We start from the raw sequence: 17,117 nt of genomic DNA, 5'->3' as shown, positions 1-17,117 counted from the left end.
AACTATATATAGCACGGCGACCGTATCAACAGCTTCGGATTCTCAGAAAGGACCTTACCCATGACAGCACCCGCCGAGGGCATGAAAGCGCCGCAATTCTCACTGCCAGCCGATGGCGGCAACAAGGTGGCGTTGTCGGATTTTGCCGGACGCAAACTGGTGCTGTTCTTCTATCCGAAAGACGACACCAGCGGGTGCACCGCAGAGGCAATCGCATTTTCCCAACTGCAGGAACAATTCAACGCGGCCGGTGCTGCGATTTTGGGGATGTCTCCGGACAGCCCAAAGAAGCACGACAAGTTCATAGCCAAGCACGAACTGACGGTGCAATTGGCCTCCGACGAGGAAAAGGCGACACTGGAAGCCTACGGCGTGTGGGTCGAAAAGAGCATGTATGGGCGCAAATACATGGGAGTCGAACGCTCCACCTTTCTGATCGGCGAAAAGGGCGATATTGAAAAGGTGTGGCGCAAGGTCAAGGTGCCCGGACACGCCGAGGCCGTTCTCGAAGCGGTCGCCGGCTGAGACGGCGCCAGGCTTTGCAGGTCTGACGACGGATTTCTGACTGTTGGTTCCATGAGCGGACAATCGCTAACGGATTTCGATACGCTTCGGCAGGGAGCCAATCTTGCGATCGCCTCGGCCGACCTCGACAAAAAGACGGCCATCACCCGTTCGGCGGCCCAGCGCTGGTTCTCACGCACCCTGTCGCTGCGCTCGCCGATGGACGGCGGCGTGTCGGAAAGACCCGGCCGGCCGGACCGGCCCGAGCTTCTGCCCCCACGACTTGTCAAAAAGCGGAACCTGAACACGCAGGCGGGCAGGATCGCGCTGCTGCACGCGATCGCGCATATAGAGCTCAACGCGATCGACCTGGCGCTCGACATCGTCGCCCGGTTCGCCAGCGAATCGGTACCGCTATCCTTCTTCGACGGCTGGATGCAGGTGGCGTTCGAGGAGGCAAAGCACTTCAACCTGATCCGCGACCGGCTGGTGGAGCTTGGCGCGGATTACGGCGATCTGCCGGCCCATGACGGATTGTGGCAGGCGGCGCACGACACCCGCAACGATCTGACGGCGCGCCTTGCCGTCGTGCCGCTGATCCTCGAGGCGCGCGGCCTCGATGTCACCCCGTCCCTGCAGGCCAGGATGGTCGAGACCGGCGACACGAAAAGTGCCGCGATCCTCCAGATCATCTACGATGACGAGAAAAAACACGTGGCCATCGGCGCGAAGTGGTTCCGGTTTCTTTGCCACCGCCAGCGCAAAAACCCCGAAGAAACGTTCCGACAACTGGTGCGCGCCAATTTCCGCGGCCAGCTCAAGGCGCCGTTCAACGATATTGCCCGCGCCGAGGCCGGTCTGACCCCTTCTTTCTACCGCAGCCTTTCTTCCGTGAACGCCTCCTAAATCAGGTATCGCCAAAGCATTTGTTAACCTTAACAGAGTCTAATGGGGCCGATACGGTTTTCAGGCATTAGGGGGTTATAGTGCCGCACAGTTCCGTAAGCCGCGTATTCGGCAAGCGTTCCAAGCAACACACCATCATCCTGGCCAGCGGCGACGAGATTCGGCATTGGACGATAAGGCCGTGGATGCTCGGCCTTGCGGCGAGTTTCCTGGCGGTGACCGCGATCGGCTATCTGCTGGGTACGACCTATCTGGTCTTGCGCGACGACCTGATCGGCGCGTCAATGGCGCGCCAGGCCCGCATGCAGCACGCCTATGAGGACCGGATCGCTTCGCTTCGCTCCCAGGTCGACAGGATCACCAGCCGGCAATTGCTCGATCAGCAATTGATGGATGACAAGATGACCCGTCTGATGGAACAGCAGGCGATGCTGAGCACCCGGCACGGACGCCTCGACATGTTGCTGAAACGGGCCGATGTCGTCGAGTTTGTTCCGGCGCAAGTCCCGGTTCCGACGGCGCGCCCCGAAAACACCGGGAACGCCGATGTGAAAGATCAGGCCGCTGTCCGGCAAAGCGGCAAGAAGCGCCGGCTCGCTGCGGCACCCGACGACTTGAGCCTGCGCGCCGGCAGCCAGTTGTCATACGCTGAAGTGCCCGAACGACCCGCGCGGCAGGCGGACGAGATCTTCAACAATGTCCTGTTTTCATTGCAGTCGATGGAACAGGACCAGCTCAAGAAGGTGCGCACTCTCACCTCAAACGCCTATCAGACAGCCGAGACCATTCACTCCATCCTGGGCGGCACGGGAGTTTCCACCGATGCGGATGCCGGTGTTGGCGGCCCGTTCATCGGATCGGACAAGCCAGCGGCGTTTGACGCGACCCTGAACGATCTTGGCGCGGCGCTCGACACGCTCGAGCAGGCCAAGCAGCTTGCCCGCAAGATACCGGTCGGCAACCCGGTTCCCAACCACCCGATCAGCAGCCGCTTCGGCCAACGTCGGGATCCGTTTTTGAAGCGGCTGGCGCACCATGCGGGCGTCGACTTCAAGACAGCCTACGGACAGGCCGTGTTGTCCACCGGAGCCGGCAAGGTCGTCAAGGCGGGCCGCAAGGGCGGTTACGGAAAGATGGTCGAGATCGACCACGGCAATGGCGTCACCACCCGCTACGCGCATCTTTCGCGGATATTGGTGAAGGTCGGCGACGCCGTCGACGTCGGCGCGAAGATCGGCGCGACAGGCAGTACCGGCCGGTCCACGGGCCCGCATCTACACTACGAAGTGCGCATCAATGACAATGCCGTGAACCCGCAGCGTTTCCTGACCGCCGGCAAGCAGCTTCAGTCCTATCTGTAGTTTCGCCGCCGCTTGAGAAAAAGCTGCGGAAACTTGTAAACAATGCTACAGAATTAACGTTCTTTGCCACAAATCCCCCATAATTTTTATGGATCGGGTATAAATTCCGTGATTTCCTTGACTTACAGGATTGATAGGAATAGTGGGGCGCATGTTGGGGCGGGGCATACCGGCGCCGCGACCATTGAAACGCTCTTACAACGGAAACGACATTTCCTTTGGCAACATTCTCAGAACTTGGCTTAAGTCAAAAGGTGCTATCAGCTGTCGAGGACGCTGGCTACACCATACCGACACCGATACAGGCTGATGCTATCCCGCCTGCCCTGGAAGGCCGCGACCTGCTCGGGATCGCGCAAACCGGTACCGGAAAGACTGCCTCTTTCGTATTGCCAATGCTGACACGGCTGGAGAAGGGCCGCGCCCGAGCCCGCATGCCAAGGACCTTGATTCTCGAGCCGACACGGGAACTCGCAGCCCAGGTCGAAGAGAATTTCGTCAGATACGGCAAGTATCACAAGCTCAACATCGCGCTGCTGATCGGCGGTGTCTCCTTCGAGGACCAGGACCGGAAACTGGAGCGTGGCGCCGATGTGCTGATCGCGACACCCGGCCGGCTGCTCGACCATTTCGAGCGCGGCAAGCTGCTGCTGACCGGTGTCGAGATTTTCGTCATCGACGAGGCCGACCGCATGCTCGATATGGGTTTCATCCCCGATATCGAGCGCATAGCCAAACTCATTCCGTTCACCCGCCAGACACTGTTCTTCTCGGCGACGATGCCGCCCGAGATCCAGACGCTTGCGGACCGTTTCCTGCAGAATCCGGAAGAAGTGAAAGTCGCGCCGCCTGCGACCGCCGCCAAAACGGTGGTCCAGCGTCTTATCGCGTCCGGCTCGAAGGATTTCGAGAAACGCGCGGTTCTGCGCGACCTCATTCGCGAGCAGGATGAGCTGAAGAACGCGATCATCTTCTGCAACCGCAAGCGCGATGTGTCCGACCTCTTCCGCTCGCTTGAAAGGCACGATTTCAATGTCGGCGCGCTTCATGGCGACATGGACCAACGCGCCCGGATGACGATGCTGCACAACTTCAAGGAAGGAAACCTGCAGCTACTCGTCGCCTCCGACGTTGCCGCGCGCGGCCTGGACATCCCCGATGTCAGCCACGTCTTCAATTTCGACGTTCCGATCCATGCCGAGGACTATGTTCACCGCATCGGCAGGACCGGCAGAGCCGGCAGGTCCGGTGCGTCATTCACACTCGTAACCAAGCGCGACGGCCGTCACCTGGACGCGATCGAAAAGCTGATCGGCCAGACCATCGAGTGGCACAACGGCGACCTGTCGTCGCTGTCGGCCGATGCGAGCGACGCCGACAAGCCAAAGGCGAAACCCAGGCGCGGATCGAAAAGCGCATCCGCCGACGCGGCGACCGGCGCCCGGTCCGCTAAGGCGGCAGCCGGCGAATCGGGCAAATCCGAGCCGAAGAAAAAGAAAGCCGCCAACAACAACGAAAACAAGCGCGGCAGGCGACGGGAAACCGAGGATTTGCCGACCCCAGTCGGCTTCGGCGACGATATTCCGGCTTTCATGATGATCGGCGCCAAGCGCTGATCAATCCAAAATGCTCTACGGCACAAAATCCGAGGCTGCGCCCTCGGCGACCTCGTAGTCCGCACCCTCTTTGCTGAGCAAACGGCCGCTCGACCAGGGACTGTGAATCCTGTCGACATCGGGCGGATCGCCGAAGAAGGCCGAGTACGTGACCTTCAGCGACCACTTGCCGCCCTCCAGCACCAGGTCGCCGGTTTCCGCGTCGATCGATGCATCCAGATCCAGCCAGCCCGGCGGGTTCCAACCGTTGTCGATCAGTTGCTTCTTGATCCGGTCCGGCAGCCGTTCATTGGTCAGGTCCATGAGGTCGGTGTATGTCCGTTTGGCGGCGATCCGCCGCCCGTCGAACAGGGCTTCGTCATAGGTGTAGCTGTATCCGTCCGGCCGGGTCACCGTCACCTTGATCGGCCGTCCATCCCCGGAGGCCAAAAACTCCTCGAAACCGACGGGATCGTGCTTGTCCCTCGGCAGGAGGTTGCCGCCGTCGCGCTCCTTCTCGAGTGCGGCGATCTCGCCTTCCAGCGCGGCCATCTTTTCTTCCGCATCCTCCAGTGCGTATTCCTCGCCGACAAACTCGTAAGGTTCCTTCAACCGGCGATACGTTTCCTGCTTGACGACCTCGCCGGTCTTCGGGTTTTCCCACTGGAAGACCTTGGCACTGCGAATGGATTTGATCCTGTCCTTGATCTGCGCGATGCGGTCGTCGAAAACCTCGCCCGGAGGCAGGACTTCGCCGATCTTTTGATCCGAGGCCTCGAAGACGTAGATCTCGCCGGTTCTCTTCTCTGTCCACTCGCCGAGAATATTGCCGCGCAGGAATTCGATGTCTTCCTGCGTGATCGCCTGCAGTGGCTGGCGGGAAGGTTGCACGCCCAGCGTCACATCTTGGCCGTTTTCGCTGACCGTCTCATCGACATCGCCGGAGAACGTCGCGGCAAATTCCTCGGAATCGCCTGCGCCGTCGTCGACAACCTTCATCGCGAATTTGCCGGTTCCCGGCTTCCACTGCATGCGCACCGCTCGGCCGTCATCGCGCGTGCTCACATAGTCTGTTGAAAAATCCTTGCGCGCCTCGCCGATCGCCTCATCGATCTCGACCGCCTTTTGATAGCGTTCTTCCTCGGAGATGGGCCGGTTCGTTTGGATTTCGAGGGCCTGCAGTGCCGCCTCGGTTCCGTTGACGCTGCGGCCGGACATGAATGTCTCGAGTGTTTCCCGATCCCGGGCCGTGGCCGGATCAAGGCCCAGCTTCCCTGCGACAGCGGGCAATGCGCTGTCAATTTTCGCGGACCGGGACGACCAGCGGTGTACGCCCATCTGCCGCAGGGTCCGGTCGGCCTCCTCGAGAATACGCCGGCGTTCCGGACTGACATTCGGGTTTTGCAGTTCCGCCTCAACGCCCTTGTAGAGCTGCGCCGCCATGGCGGCCAGGTGCGGCGGAATCTGCTCGGCCAGCGCGTTAAGCGGTGCAGCGGCCAGAAGAAAAGCGAAAAGGATCCGGCAAAACATTCGCATCGATCTAGCCTTCGCGCGACGGGTAGGTCCGCCATTCCGGCGGGCCGGGCTGGGAGACATCGAGATACTCAAGGTGCTCTCTGGGCACATAGGTCCTGTGCCGACCGATACCGGTTCCATCAGGATTCAGCCCTTCCGGATAATAGAGCGGATTGAGACCGCGCCCCTGCCGGTCCTTGACCCACACAATGTGGTCTCTGGCGAAATCCTCGTTGATGCGCAGCACAACGTCGCTCTCGGAATTGCCATAAACAGTGCCCAACCCCTCTTTGCTGAAAGCCGCACCGCCGCGGGCCGGTTGCAACCATGGCGCACCGTTCATCAGGTCGTCATGAACATCCGTCTGCACCACATTGAGCGGCGGCGCCTTTTTCTTGTCGGGATAGAAGTGGTCCACCGCTTCGTCGACCGTCATCCTCGCCGGCGGCAGATCGTCGAATTCATCAACTTCGATCGGCGTCGGATCGAATTCCTCCACCTTGATCTTCTTCTTCCCGCCCGATCCGGGTGCAGACGCCTGCCCGGCATCGGCCATTTGATCTCCCGGCAAATCTGCCGGCCTGAATTTCTTCGTCTGAAAAATGCTCTTTGGCTTGGGTGTGAAATACAGGGTTGTGTTGCCGTAGCTGCCGTGTTTGGCCAGCCGTCGGTTGAACCGGCAGGCCTCCATTTCGACGATCCTGCCTATGGCCGGATCGAAAAACTGGACATGCGTGATGACGTCGTCGGCCCCGCGCTTCACCTTGTGGATGACCACGGCGTGGTACACGATCTTGTCACCGGACTTACGGGCCGCCTCGACCCGATCCATGGGTCCCGTGGCCAGCACCACCTTCACATCGTCTGCGCCGACGACCTTTTTCATGTTGTCGATTTCGTGAATGCCCATCGCCCTGTTGGCGGTGGCGGGTATCTCGATCACCTCGACATTGTTGAGATTGTTGAATTCGCGCGAAAGCTCGTTTGGAACGCCTTCCTGCAAGACGTTCTTGCCGTCATGCAGGCCGTGCTCATCGAGCAGGTCCGCCCGTTTCATCTGGACGAAAGCCTCAACGTCGGACTTCGGGCCCATTCCGTTTTTCTCGTGAACATACGTATCGGCCCGCAAATTGCAGGTCTCGAAGCACTGCGGTTTCGCCACCCGGTCATCGAGAGCGTCGACGATATCGCCGTCGCCGCCATAGAACGCATCGACGGTCTCGACATCCTGGATGAAACGGTCGACGGCCGGATCGTATTTTTTCCTGGCACCTCCGGAGCCGGGCGCCGCTGCGACTTGCGCGACGGCGGACTGTTTTTGCGGCGCCGTCAACTTGACCTGACCCAATTGCGTCGGCTTGAGACTCAATGGATGTTCATAGGGCTTAGTCTCGCCGCGGAAGACACGCTTGGATTTGGACGGCGCTCCCAGCCGGTTCATGCGGAACTTGACCGGAAAACCCTTGCCACCGAATTGCACGCCGATGTTTCGGTCCGAGAACCGACTCCAGGCCGTGCCGCCGCCATAATGCAGGATAAGGCCCGATCCGAGGCCGGTCGCCGCCATCGCCACGTCAAGGGAACTGGCCTTCTTGCCAAAATGATCGCGGGCGCCGTCCCCCAATACCTCGATTCCGAACGCGTCGCCGACGGCGCCAAGGGAAGCCGTTCCGATCAGATAGACCTGACCGGCGCCGGAGGTCATGACCACGCCGTCGTAAAGTCCGAAGACCAGTGCTGTCGCCAATTCGTCGACCGCCTGATCCTTGATGCTGCTTGTCGCGTCCCGAAGGGCTTCCTTGGCAAAGAACGCCTCGCCTTCAGATACCCAGTCGATGTTCTCATAGGCCTTGGGGATCTTGGATGACAGGTCCGCGCCGGTCAGCCCCTCGCCGAAACCCTTCAGCATATCGGAGCCGAGAGTGGTGCCTGGCCTCTGTTTCTCGCCGTACCAGATTGACTGGATGGTTTCCTGGTGAACGTCATCCAACGCCTTTGGCGTGGAGAAGACCAGGCCGCTTCCCTTGGCGATATAGCGCTTGAAGAGTTCGTGCTTGTGAATGTCGGTCAGATGGTCCGATGTCACCATGGATCTCAGGTTTTCGAGCATCTGCAGGCGGGCCTTCGTGGTGCGGGGATCCGGCTTTTTTCTTTCCTGCCCGGCCATTTTGCGCACGATCTGCAAGCCGATACGCCCCACGTCCTCACCGACGCCGGTTATGTGCTGTCCGGTTTCGAGCATGAACTTAAGACGCTCGGCCGCCGCCGCGTAGCGTGCGTTCGAACGCTGCACCCAGGAATCATGCACCGGGATGACTTCGAAGACGTCGCCAAAGCGAAATTCCACGAATTCATTGTTCGGCACGTCCAGATCGAGCCGCGCGCCCGCTGTCACGTTGCCGGTTTGCCAGTCCCAGCCATCGCCGGTAACGAGCGACCAGAACGCAACGCCGAAGGCCCAGGTTCTGTCGGTCAGCCAGGACCAGGACAGAAACTTCAATCGGCGGTCCTGCTCGCGCATGTCATTGGAATCGGCAATGGTCGCCGGCTGTGTGTGCGTATAATTGACGCCTGCCTTGGCGCTGCTCGCGCCGCCGGCGGTCAGTGTTATCGTATCCTCCTCACCGCTCGAAAGACCCCGCACCGACACTTCGATTGAATCGCCCATCTCTTCGGCCATGGCTTTCGGCAGGGACACGCGAACGAAGAACCGCTGACGTTTGGTAAGGCCCTCGATTGGCTGCAGGAACGGATCGTGGTTGCCGCCGATCGTCACGACCAGTGAAGGGCGCCCCACCATGTCGAGCTCAAAATCGTAGATGCGCTCGAGCGTTATCGGACGCGGTTCGCCGCGCCCGGTGATCCTGACAGGCGCACCCGTGTTCTCGGTGTTCCATTTCACCTCGCCCGGATACAGTGAACCGCTGAGATACTGGAAGGTGCAGTGTCCGGCGTCATCGAGTTCGATTTCCCATTCCAGGGCGCCTTCCACCTTTTTGCGCGCCCAGTCCGGAATGTCCGGGTTCATCTCATCGGCACCGGGTGAATATTTCAGCACGACGCGCGCGTCCTGCATCCGCCGGGCATCGGCTTCCTTGAAGGGCGTGTAGGTGCCCTTCCAGATGCGCGAACCCGTGTGGGCTTCCAGGCGGTAGCCGTGGATTTCCGATCCGGGCTCCTCCTGGACGATCACGAAGTTGCTGTCGGTTTCCTCGATCCGCCATGTGCCGATCGTTTTTTCGAGCGAAATAGGCTCTAGATCCGCCTGATCGCCGGCATCATCCTGCTGCGGCACCTGTTGCGCGTTTTCGGCGGGTGCCGGCCGCTCGAGGTTCTTGAGGGCTTCAACCAGCCGGGCTTCCGACCGGGCGGCCGCGGCCTCCGCCTTGTCTGCGTCGATATCGGCGGCCGCAGCACGCTCTTCGTAGAGCCGGGCATCATCAAGCCAGCCCTCCCGGTCGCGCCTGTGCGTGGCTTCCTCGGCTTCCCTGCGCGCCTTATCGGCCTTCTCTTCCCAGCTGTCGGCGACGGCGCGCCGTTTCTCGGCAAACGCCCGGGCACTTTCCGCTTCGGTGCGCAAGGCCTCGATATTGCTGTTTTGGGCATGGGCCGACGGCGGCTCGAACGCAACGGCCACCAGTCCCGCAACGGCCAGAGAAAACAGCCAGGTTTTAAGGTGCGCGAGCATCACTCATTCGCCGCAGGCTGGCGCTCCCTAGAGCAATTCTGAGTTGGATTGGATCATTTGACCGCGGCGATTTTGGTTTCTGGCTAGGCGGGTTGCGCACCGTGGTGCTACCCCACCACAAGCGCAAGCCAACAACGCCAGGGAGCAAAATCGCCCGGCCCATTCAACGTTGTGTTCCAATAGCTTCTTCCTTTCGAGGGTGGGGAAAATCGGCCCATCGGACGTTGTTGCGCCGCTTGCCCGATGCGCCACATCGCGCTGCGCGACGCGCCTAGCCGAATGGACCGATTTTCAGCCATCAAATGTTCCAATCCAACTCAGAATTGCTCTAGGGTTTCGCCAAGGTCTCGATCTTGATCTCGTCAACGAGGATGCTGGATTCGCCGGCATGGTCCCTGTGATCGCTGAACTTGTAGACGCCGAAGGTCAGGTTGCCCTTCTGGCGCAGCAGTTTCAGGTCAGGCAGTTCGATCCATTGCGGATCATCGACACCCTCGAACCGGATCGCGCCGGCATAATTCCGGCCCTTCTTCTCGATCCGCATCAAAATCGGCTGAACGACGGACAGCGTTGCGTTCATAGTACCCTGTTTGACCTTCCCGCTGTACCAGACATTGTCGTTGCTGTTGGTCTTTTCCCCCTTCAGCATCTTGGTTCGGGCAACCCTCAGATACCAGCGGCTTCCATTGCCGTTCCAGACCGGGAACAATTCGCTGACCAGGAAGTTCTCTGGGTCGTCGTAAAGACCGAAGAAGATACTCTCCTTGCCGGTCTGGAAATCCATGCTGAACTTCAAAGTGGCGCGCCAATCGCCTTTCGGCAGGTCCTTGGTGAGACGGAAGAGGTTCTTGACGTTGTCCCCGGCCAGGCTGGCGTTCTTTCCGGTAATGGCCAGCAGCTCGCCGTCCTCGACAATATAGTAGTCGGGGTCGGGATGAATGATCTCCCAATGCTCGGCAAGATCCTCGCCGTCGAAATTGTCCTCCAGCCACAGTTCCGGCTCCGGCTCGGCGGGCGGTTGCTGCGTGGTATCGGCCTGCGCGATCTGCGTGACTTCCTCGATCGCCTCGTTGAAGGCGGCCGTGTTCGCAACGTCGAAATAGCGACCGCCGGTGTTTTCGGCAATGCATGTGAGCTGCTTGCCCTCTTCCCTGCTGACGCCGAAACCGACGACATGGGCGCTGACGTTCAGCCCCGCTTCACGCAGCGACTTGGCGACATCGCACGGGTTCCCGTCGCAGCTCTCGATTCCGTCCGAGACCAGCAGCACGTGATTGTTCTGCCCCTCCCGGCCACTGAAGGCGTCCCTGGCACGGACCAGCGCGGTCGCAATCGGCGTTTTGCCGCGCGGCTGTATGGAGCCGATCAGTGTCCTGATCCTCTCTGGCGCGTCCGTCCCCAGCGCGCTCATGAGCTCGACATCCTCGCAATCGCCCTCACGCCGGTGCCCGTAGGCCATCAGCCCGAGGTCGGCTCCGCTCGGCAGATCGGTGATCAGCTTGCTCAGCGTATCCCGCGCGGTTTCCATTTTCGCGATGTTGTCGATCTGCCCCCACATCGAGTTGGAGCCGTCGACAACCAGCAAAATATTGGTTTTGGCTTGTACCGGTGCGATAGCAACGAAGGCCGCGGCCGCAATGCTTGCGCAGCCTGTGAATGCCTTCAAGAGAGCGCTCATGTCGCCTCCCCTTTCTTGGTGGAATTACCAATAATAACAATAATATACAGGCATTTCAGAGCTAATATTATAGACTTTGCGGGATATATTACAAGAAACGCGCCGTATATGCGCCGGCGCCGCCCGCATTTGATGCGGCCGGGAAAGCGGTGGCAGATCTACCTGGCCCGCCGCGCCGCGTCCCAGGCCAGCAGCACCCATTTCTTCAATTCGTCCGGGTCGTCCAGGGCCTCATCCGGGATCGACCAGTAGGGCATTTTCGCCGGCTTGTTCTTACCCTCGTAGACCCATTGCCGGGATCCCGCGGCTTCGAATGCACCGGAACTTTCGGCATCCGCCTTGAGCAGAATTTCCCCATCGACCTCGAGCGCCAGGATGCGCCCCTGGTGGTAGATGCCCTTGCCGCCGAACATCCGCTTGATCGTCACCGGTCCGAGGCCGTCGAACATGTCATGAATGGCATCGTTGTCCATCGTGCAGCCCATTGTCTGTTTGAACGCCTGAATTGATCCCGTCGGATCGCGGCATCCGTTTGAAACGCCCGTTGCAGCGACATATCTTACGTGCACAAGCGTCAAACGTTCAAACGCGACTCGGAAAAATTCAAATGCTTTGGATTGCTGCCTTCATCGTCATGATGGGCCTGGCCTTCGGACCGACGGTCTGGGTGCGCCGGGTGATGCAGTCCCATGCCGCGGACCGTGAGGATTACCCCGGAACCGGCGGCGAATTCGCGCGCCACCTGCTCGATCATCACGGGCTTGATTCGGTCAAGGTGGAAATCTCGAAACAGGGCGATCACTACGATCCCAAGGCCAAGGCCGTGCGCCTGTCGCCGCAGTTGCACGACGGCCGGTCGGTCACGGCGGTCGCCGTCGCCGCCCACGAGGTCGGCCACGCCCTGCAGGATCACGAAGGCTACAAGCCGCTCGCCTGGTGCCAGCGCCTGATCACGACCGCGAATGTTACCGACCGCATCGGATCGCTCCTGATCATGGTACTGTCGGGGATCGGCGCGGCCGCCCTTTCGCCGCGGGTCCTGCTGTTCGGCATCCTTGCCGTCCTGCTGATCGGGCTTGTCCGCGTCGCGGCCCACATCGTCATGCTGCCGGTCGAGCACGACGCGAGTTTCAGGCGCGCCCTGCCGATCGTCGAAAATGGCCGTTACCTGCCCGAAGAAGACCTGCCGGCCGTGCGCTCCGTGCTGAAAGCCGCCGCATATACCTATGTCGCGGCATCGCTGATGCAGGTGCTGAACCTGTTCCGCATCCTGCGCGCTTTCCGCTGAGCCTTGAATTGTCGTTTGAGAGTTGGCGACCCCGGCAGGACTCGAACCTGCAACCTATTGATTAGAAGTCAATTGCTCTACGGAAGCTGTGGAAAATTCACCGTCAGAGAAGATTTAGGATGACCTGAAGCAGCGCGTGACAGAAGCCAAGCTCAGTGTCCGGCGCACCACTAACGAACCTGAATACCGCAGCTTCGGAACATAAGTAAGAAAGGCCCATAACCGGCGCGGAAAATTTCAGGCACGGCCCAAACTTCGACCGGTTGGTCATCCTCAACAAGGCCGATAAACTAGTCTTGCTGTTTGACAACGAACTCAGGATAAGTGAGCTTCTAGCTTTGCGCAAAAGAAATTGGGTTTGCCGATGACAGTGGTCGGAGCAATTGAAACGCTCATAGAGTCTTTGCTCGAATACACCCAAGACTCACCGCGGTCAGGTTCCGGGCTTGATCGGGATCTAAAAGGAATACTAAAGCGCTGGCCGCCAGGTGCTGACAAGTATGCCGCAACGCTTGCTTACGAGCGTCTGGGGCTTGATAGGCCAACGATCATTGATTTTGGTTGTGGTAAAGGTCATCATCAAAAGCTACTTGAAGAAGCAGGCTTTGAATGGAAGGGGCTCGACTATTCAGACTCCCTCGATCCAGATGCAATGTGGCGAAGCGCCAATCACTCTGGCTCCAAAATTACGCTTTATAGCGGAAAGGCGATACCTTACGCCGATGCTTCCGTCGATGCTTTCTGGAGCTGGCAGAGTTTAGAGCATGTACATTTCCCAGAGACTACGTTCAAAGAATTTGCAAGGTGCCTCCGCAGAGGCGGAATACTAGTTGGGTCTGTTCCATTCTTTGTGCCCTACCACGCTCAGAGCACCGTCAACTATTCTCCGTATGGGTTTTATGTTTTAGCAGAAAATGCTGGAATGACCGTAACTGATATTGTGCCGGGAGATGACGGTCTTAGCATTCTTCTGGTGCGATACTTGCGACTTTTGGGCGTACCCGAAGAGGCTATTCCAAGGAGAGAAATCCTCAATCAGGGCGGGCTCTTTATGAAGGCACTGGCAAAGAAGTATGAGAGTGTAGGATTAAGTGAAGACAACTTGAACTCCGCACTTGCTCAATTTTGTGGCCATTTCAGATTTTTCGCAGTCAAACGATAGTGGTCCGCCATGCGCTTCTGTTCTGAAAGTGATGGCGACCCCGGTAGGACTTGAACCCACAACCTAGCGCTTAGAAGGCGCTCGCTCTATCCAGTTGAGCTACGGGGCCTTGTTGATTCCGTTTGCCCGCGCCGATCGAACGCTCAATGCGTCCAGGGCTGGCGGCGGTCGAAGCGGAAATTGTCCGCGTAGGCGACTCGTCTGCGCTTCGGATCATGCGGTTCGACCACCCGAAAGGCAATGCCGTTGCGTTCCGCGTAGCTGACCGCTTCCTCGCGTGTCTCGAAGCTCAGCCTGATCTGCTGTTTCATGTCGCTCGACGAGGTGTAGCCCATGATCGGATCGATCGTGCGGGCAACCTCGGGATCGTATTCCAGCACCCACAGGTGCGTCTTCGCCTTGCCCGACTGCATGGCCGTCTTCGCCGGGCGATAGATTTTTGCGGACATGCCGACAACTCCCGTCCTGACCCCCGCGGCGCCCCGATGGGCATCCGCCATGTCATGGTCGGAGCGGCAGGATTCGAACCTGCGACCCTCTGGTCCCAAACCAGATGCGCTACCAGGCTGCGCTACGCTCCGTTCACAACGGGTCGGGAGATACACGCTTCGCCGCCGCCCTGCAACATCCTTTTTGATCGGAAAGAAACCCGGCTCAGGTGTCGTTCATGCGGGTTATGCGCCAGTTCAGCAGGCCGGCGAAACTGACCCACAGCAAATAGGGCAGGAACAGGAGCGCGGCGGCCTGCGAGACCGGCCAGCTCAGCATGATGAAGGCCATGATCGCGAGCCACAGAAGCACGATGTCCGCCAGGGCCACATGGATCAGGCGGCGCCCGAAGAAGAGCCACGACCACGCTGCGTTGAAGACCAGCTGCAGCGCCCAGAACAAGAGCGCCGCTGTCCACCCGCCGGCACCCCACACGAGCCACCCGGAGATCGCCATCATCAGGTAGAGCACGCTCCAGGCAATCGGAAACAGCCAGTTGGGCGGCGTCCATGCGGGCTTTTGAAGCTGTTCGTACCATGCGCCCGGCTTGTAGCGCGAGCCGGTCCAGGCTGCCGCGGCGACAAGGACGAGAAAGACGATGAGGCTCATGGCCGCGTTCCGTTTTTTGCCTTAATCAATCGAACCGGCAGGCCGCGTCCGTCACCGGCGCATCCGAGACCTGAACGAGCAGAAGCACCGCCGGTTCATCGCCGACGACGCCCGACAGATGCCCCTCGCGGCCGTTCGGGTCCGGCCTTGCCTGCTGGTCCTCGCCGAAGGAGGCTTCTCCGGGACCCATCTCGACGCGGGTGCCGTCCATGCTCTCGACGAACCAGGTGCCCGACAGCGGGATGATCCACTGCGGTTCCGGGTTGCGGTGCCAATCGCCGACCCAGCCGGCTTCCAACACGAGGATGGTGATGTCCTTTGGGCTCGCCGCCAGCCGCTTCACCCACAGATTGGGCGACGGCGGCGCGAAGGCCTGAAGGTCGAACGTCCGGAAACGGCACTGGCTTTGATGGGTGACCCCTTCGGAATCGGTCCAAAGGTGCCAGTAGGCAATGGACGGTGCCTGTTCCTCTGCCATGGTCTCAGTCCCCTCTTTCGACCCGGTGTGACCACCGGTCAGCCCGTTACTGTGCCTTGATAATCGGATGTGCAATCCTGTCGCCGGGCTTCAGGCCCATCCTGTCCGCATCGCCGGCATTCAATTCGAGCACGAACAGGACCGGCTCGGCCGAACGGATGATGCGTTCCGACAGCGGCTCCGCATTGCGGTGGACATTGGCCACCGTGCCGTCCGGCCGGATGAAGATCATGTCGAGCGGGATCAGCGTGTTGCGCATCCACATGGAGACAGGCTGCACCGTATCGAAGCGGAACAGCATGCCGGCGTCCGGCGCCATCCATTGGCGATGCATCAGCCCGACAGCGCGCTCGCCATTCGTCAGCGCCAGCTCGACCGTATAGTCATAGGTGCCCGTTTCCGTCGTCACCTGCAGCCGGTCATTGGCAACGGATGCACCACTTGCGAGAACGAGATACAGCAGCGCGATGACCAGGGCGCGCGCGGTCAAAACCGGATTTGGGTATGAAACGGATATCGTCATGGGCGCACGGTGCAACAGCGCGGCAACGCGCGCAACATGCAATCGAACACATCGCTGTGTTTGCTGCGATTTCGCTAGTGCGATTTGGGGAATGTGCTGTCGATATCCGGATGGATCTCGGCGGCCATCAGGCCCTTCTCGCCCTCGCCGAAGCGCACCAGCACCACCTGCCCCGGCCGCAGCTCGGTCAGGCCGTAGCGGCGCAGCGTCTCCATATGGATGAAGATGTCTTCCGTGCCCTCGCCGCGGGTCAGGAAGCCAAAGCCCTTGGAGCGGTTGAACCACTTCACCAGCGCCCGCTCGAGCCCGCTGGTGGGGGTCACCTGCACATGGGTGCGCACCGGTGGAAGTTGCGAGGGATGCACCGCGGTAGAGGAATCCATCGACAGAATTCGGAAGGCCTGGTAGCCGCGGTCGCGTTTCTGGATTTCACAGACCACGCGCGTTCCTTCGAGCGCCGTCTGGTACCCGTCCCTACGCAGGCAGGTCACGTGCAGGAGTACATCGGGCATGCCGTTGTCGGGGACGATGAAGCCGAAACCCTTGGCGACATCAAACCATTTGATGACACCGGATATCTCGATCAGGTCTACGGCCTCGCCGGACACTGCAGCCTGGGCGGCCTCACCCTTGCGCGGAGATTTGTCCCCCATTCACCCCAGCCTCTCGTATACGCAAACCCAAAATCAATGACTGATTCTTTACACAAGGATAACATTGGTAACGTAAGGTGATGCAAGCCTTAGTTTGACCCCATCTGAAAATCTGCGCTCCCTTGTTTCCGCCATCTCGTGCCCTATTCTAGCGACGGATTGAAAACCACGGGAAGATCAATGCGTTATCTACACACAATGGTTCGCGTGCGCGACGTCGACGAATCTCTGGACTTCTATTGCAACAAACTCGGGCTTGTGGAAATCCGCAGAATCGATAGCGAGGCGGGCCGCTTCACACTCATTTTCCTGGCCGCGACCGAGGACACCGAGGCCGGCGAGAAGGTCAGCGCGCCGCTTCTTGAACTGACCCACAACTGGGATACGGAAGAGTATGAGGGCGGCCGGAATTTCGGCCACCTGGCGTTCGAGGTCGAGGACATTTACGGCCTGTGCCAGTCCCTCATGGACAAGGGCGTCACCATCAACCGGCCGCCGCGCGACGGCCGCATGGCTTTCATCCGCTCGCCGGACGGCGTGCCGATCGAGCTGTTGCAGCGTGACGGGGCACTTCCCTCGCAAGAGCCCTGGGCATCGATGGAAAACACCGGCAGTTGGTAACGCTGTCTCCCCGAATTCGCAAGGTTGAGGCAAGTGTTGTGGCGGAT

General features: G+C 59.9%; 16 protein-coding genes and 2 tRNA genes. 7 read left to right on the top strand and 11 right to left on the bottom strand.

Annotated elements, in window-relative coordinates; translation table 11 throughout:
* The first annotated feature begins 60 nt into the window (after positions 1-60).
* From bcp to E4M07_RS05275, 4 genes are all read left to right on the top strand, one after another.
* Positions 61-525, top strand: a complete 465-nt coding sequence (gene bcp / locus E4M07_RS05290; protein WP_136657212.1) for a thioredoxin-dependent thiol peroxidase — start codon at positions 61-63, stop codon at positions 523-525.
* Positions 526-576: 51 nt separating this feature from the next.
* Entirely contained in the window at positions 577-1,410 is an 834-nt protein-coding gene (locus tag E4M07_RS05285) for a ferritin-like domain-containing protein (protein ID WP_136657211.1), read from the top strand.
* An 80-nt stretch (positions 1,411-1,490) separates the two neighbouring features.
* Positions 1,491-2,771, top strand: coding sequence for a M23 family metallopeptidase (locus tag E4M07_RS05280; protein ID WP_246660363.1), 1,281 nt, complete (start codon positions 1,491-1,493; stop codon positions 2,769-2,771).
* A 218-nt stretch (positions 2,772-2,989) separates the two neighbouring features.
* Positions 2,990-4,387, top strand: coding sequence for a DEAD/DEAH box helicase (locus tag E4M07_RS05275; protein ID WP_169054093.1), 1,398 nt, complete (start codon positions 2,990-2,992; stop codon positions 4,385-4,387).
* A gap of 15 nt (positions 4,388-4,402) precedes the next feature.
* Here E4M07_RS05275 and E4M07_RS05270 read toward each other — a convergent pair whose 3' ends face one another.
* The 4 genes from E4M07_RS05270 to E4M07_RS05255 all read right to left on the bottom strand — a co-directional run bounded on the left by E4M07_RS05270 (position 4,403) and on the right by E4M07_RS05255 (position 11,720).
* Positions 4,403-5,902 carry a hypothetical protein gene (locus E4M07_RS05270; protein WP_136657210.1) on the bottom strand — a complete coding sequence of 500 codons (1,500 nt, stop codon included), beginning with the start codon at positions 5,900-5,902 and terminating at the stop codon, positions 4,403-4,405.
* Between the two features lie 4 nt (positions 5,903-5,906).
* A complete protein-coding gene (locus tag E4M07_RS05265; RefSeq protein WP_136657209.1) occupies positions 5,907-9,569 on the bottom strand; it encodes a hypothetical protein in 3,663 nt (1,220 codons plus the stop codon).
* 328 nt (positions 9,570-9,897) lie between these two features.
* Positions 9,898-11,247, bottom strand: coding sequence for a VWA domain-containing protein (locus E4M07_RS05260; protein WP_136657208.1), 1,350 nt, complete (start codon positions 11,245-11,247; stop codon positions 9,898-9,900).
* Positions 11,248-11,405: 158 nt separating this feature from the next.
* Positions 11,406-11,720 carry a TfoX/Sxy family protein gene (locus E4M07_RS05255; protein WP_136657207.1) on the bottom strand — a complete coding sequence of 105 codons (315 nt, stop codon included), beginning with the start codon at positions 11,718-11,720 and terminating at the stop codon, positions 11,406-11,408.
* 134 nt (positions 11,721-11,854) lie between these two features.
* On the opposite strand from E4M07_RS05255, the gene E4M07_RS05250 reads away from it, so the two are divergent.
* Both E4M07_RS05250 and E4M07_RS05240 read left to right on the top strand, forming a co-directional pair.
* On the top strand, positions 11,855-12,535 hold the full coding sequence (locus E4M07_RS05250; RefSeq protein ID WP_136657206.1) for a zinc metallopeptidase: 681 nt from the start codon (positions 11,855-11,857) through the stop codon (positions 12,533-12,535).
* Positions 12,536-12,899: 364 nt separating this feature from the next.
* Entirely contained in the window at positions 12,900-13,697 is a 798-nt protein-coding gene (locus E4M07_RS05240) for a class I SAM-dependent methyltransferase (protein ID WP_136657205.1), read from the top strand.
* Between the two features lie 32 nt (positions 13,698-13,729).
* Here E4M07_RS05240 and E4M07_RS05235 read toward each other — a convergent pair.
* The 7 genes from E4M07_RS05235 to E4M07_RS05205 form a co-directional block, all read right to left on the bottom strand.
* A tRNA-Arg gene (locus E4M07_RS05235) sits at positions 13,730-13,806 on the bottom strand.
* A gap of 34 nt (positions 13,807-13,840) precedes the next feature.
* Entirely contained in the window at positions 13,841-14,146 is a 306-nt protein-coding gene (locus tag E4M07_RS05230; RefSeq protein ID WP_169054092.1) for an ETC complex I subunit, read from the bottom strand.
* A 55-nt stretch (positions 14,147-14,201) separates the two neighbouring features.
* Positions 14,202-14,278 (bottom strand) — tRNA-Pro (locus tag E4M07_RS05225).
* Positions 14,279-14,351: 73 nt separating this feature from the next.
* Positions 14,352-14,795 carry a TspO/MBR family protein gene (locus E4M07_RS05220; protein WP_136657203.1) on the bottom strand — a complete coding sequence of 148 codons (444 nt, stop codon included), beginning with the start codon at positions 14,793-14,795 and terminating at the stop codon, positions 14,352-14,354.
* Positions 14,796-14,820: 25 nt separating this feature from the next.
* Positions 14,821-15,273, bottom strand: a complete 453-nt coding sequence (locus tag E4M07_RS05215; protein WP_136657202.1) for a cupin domain-containing protein — start codon at positions 15,271-15,273, stop codon at positions 14,821-14,823.
* A gap of 46 nt (positions 15,274-15,319) precedes the next feature.
* Entirely contained in the window at positions 15,320-15,796 is a 477-nt protein-coding gene (locus tag E4M07_RS05210) for a DUF192 domain-containing protein (protein ID WP_136657201.1), read from the bottom strand.
* Positions 15,797-15,870: 74 nt separating this feature from the next.
* Entirely contained in the window at positions 15,871-16,449 is a 579-nt protein-coding gene (locus E4M07_RS05205; RefSeq protein ID WP_136657200.1) for a cold-shock protein, read from the bottom strand.
* A gap of 180 nt (positions 16,450-16,629) precedes the next feature.
* On the opposite strand from E4M07_RS05205, the gene gloA reads away from it, so the two are divergent.
* Positions 16,630-17,070, top strand: coding sequence for a lactoylglutathione lyase (gene gloA / locus E4M07_RS05200; protein WP_136657199.1), 441 nt, complete (start codon positions 16,630-16,632; stop codon positions 17,068-17,070).
* The last annotated feature ends 47 nt before the right edge of the window (positions 17,071-17,117 follow it).

It is taken from the genome of Nitratireductor sp. XY-223 (assembly GCF_004959855.1).
Classification (GTDB): Bacteria; Pseudomonadota; Alphaproteobacteria; order Rhizobiales; family Rhizobiaceae; genus Hoeflea_A.
The sequence above is the reverse complement of the archived record's forward strand: the minus strand, read 5'-3'. Positions and strand labels throughout refer to the sequence as shown.

Excerpts from the sequence above, each read along its gene's own strand:
- E4M07_RS05285 (WP_136657211.1), top strand. The coding sequence starts at position 577 with ATGAGCGGACAATCGCTAACGGATTTCGATACGCTTCGGCAGGGAGCC.
- gloA (WP_136657199.1), top strand. The coding sequence starts at position 16,630 with ATGCGTTATCTACACACAATGGTTCGCGTGCGCGACGTCGACGAATCT.
- E4M07_RS05205 (WP_136657200.1), bottom strand. The coding sequence starts at position 16,449 with ATGGGGGACAAATCTCCGCGCAAGGGTGAGGCCGCCCAGGCTGCAGTG.
- E4M07_RS05220 (WP_136657203.1), bottom strand. The coding sequence starts at position 14,795 with ATGAGCCTCATCGTCTTTCTCGTCCTTGTCGCCGCGGCAGCCTGGACC.
- bcp (WP_136657212.1), top strand. The coding sequence starts at position 61 with ATGACAGCACCCGCCGAGGGCATGAAAGCGCCGCAATTCTCACTGCCA.
- E4M07_RS05260 (WP_136657208.1), bottom strand. The coding sequence starts at position 11,247 with ATGAGCGCTCTCTTGAAGGCATTCACAGGCTGCGCAAGCATTGCGGCC.
- E4M07_RS05250 (WP_136657206.1), top strand. The coding sequence starts at position 11,855 with ATGCTTTGGATTGCTGCCTTCATCGTCATGATGGGCCTGGCCTTCGGA.
- E4M07_RS05255 (WP_136657207.1), bottom strand. The coding sequence starts at position 11,720 with ATGGACAACGATGCCATTCATGACATGTTCGACGGCCTCGGACCGGTG.
- E4M07_RS05240 (WP_136657205.1), top strand. The coding sequence starts at position 12,900 with ATGACAGTGGTCGGAGCAATTGAAACGCTCATAGAGTCTTTGCTCGAA.
- E4M07_RS05270 (WP_136657210.1), bottom strand. The coding sequence starts at position 5,902 with ATGCGAATGTTTTGCCGGATCCTTTTCGCTTTTCTTCTGGCCGCTGCA.
- E4M07_RS05265 (WP_136657209.1), bottom strand. The coding sequence starts at position 9,569 with ATGCTCGCGCACCTTAAAACCTGGCTGTTTTCTCTGGCCGTTGCGGGA.
- E4M07_RS05210 (WP_136657201.1), bottom strand. The coding sequence starts at position 15,796 with ATGACGATATCCGTTTCATACCCAAATCCGGTTTTGACCGCGCGCGCC.
- E4M07_RS05230 (WP_169054092.1), bottom strand. The coding sequence starts at position 14,146 with ATGTCCGCAAAAATCTATCGCCCGGCGAAGACGGCCATGCAGTCGGGC.
- E4M07_RS05215 (WP_136657202.1), bottom strand. The coding sequence starts at position 15,273 with ATGGCAGAGGAACAGGCACCGTCCATTGCCTACTGGCACCTTTGGACC.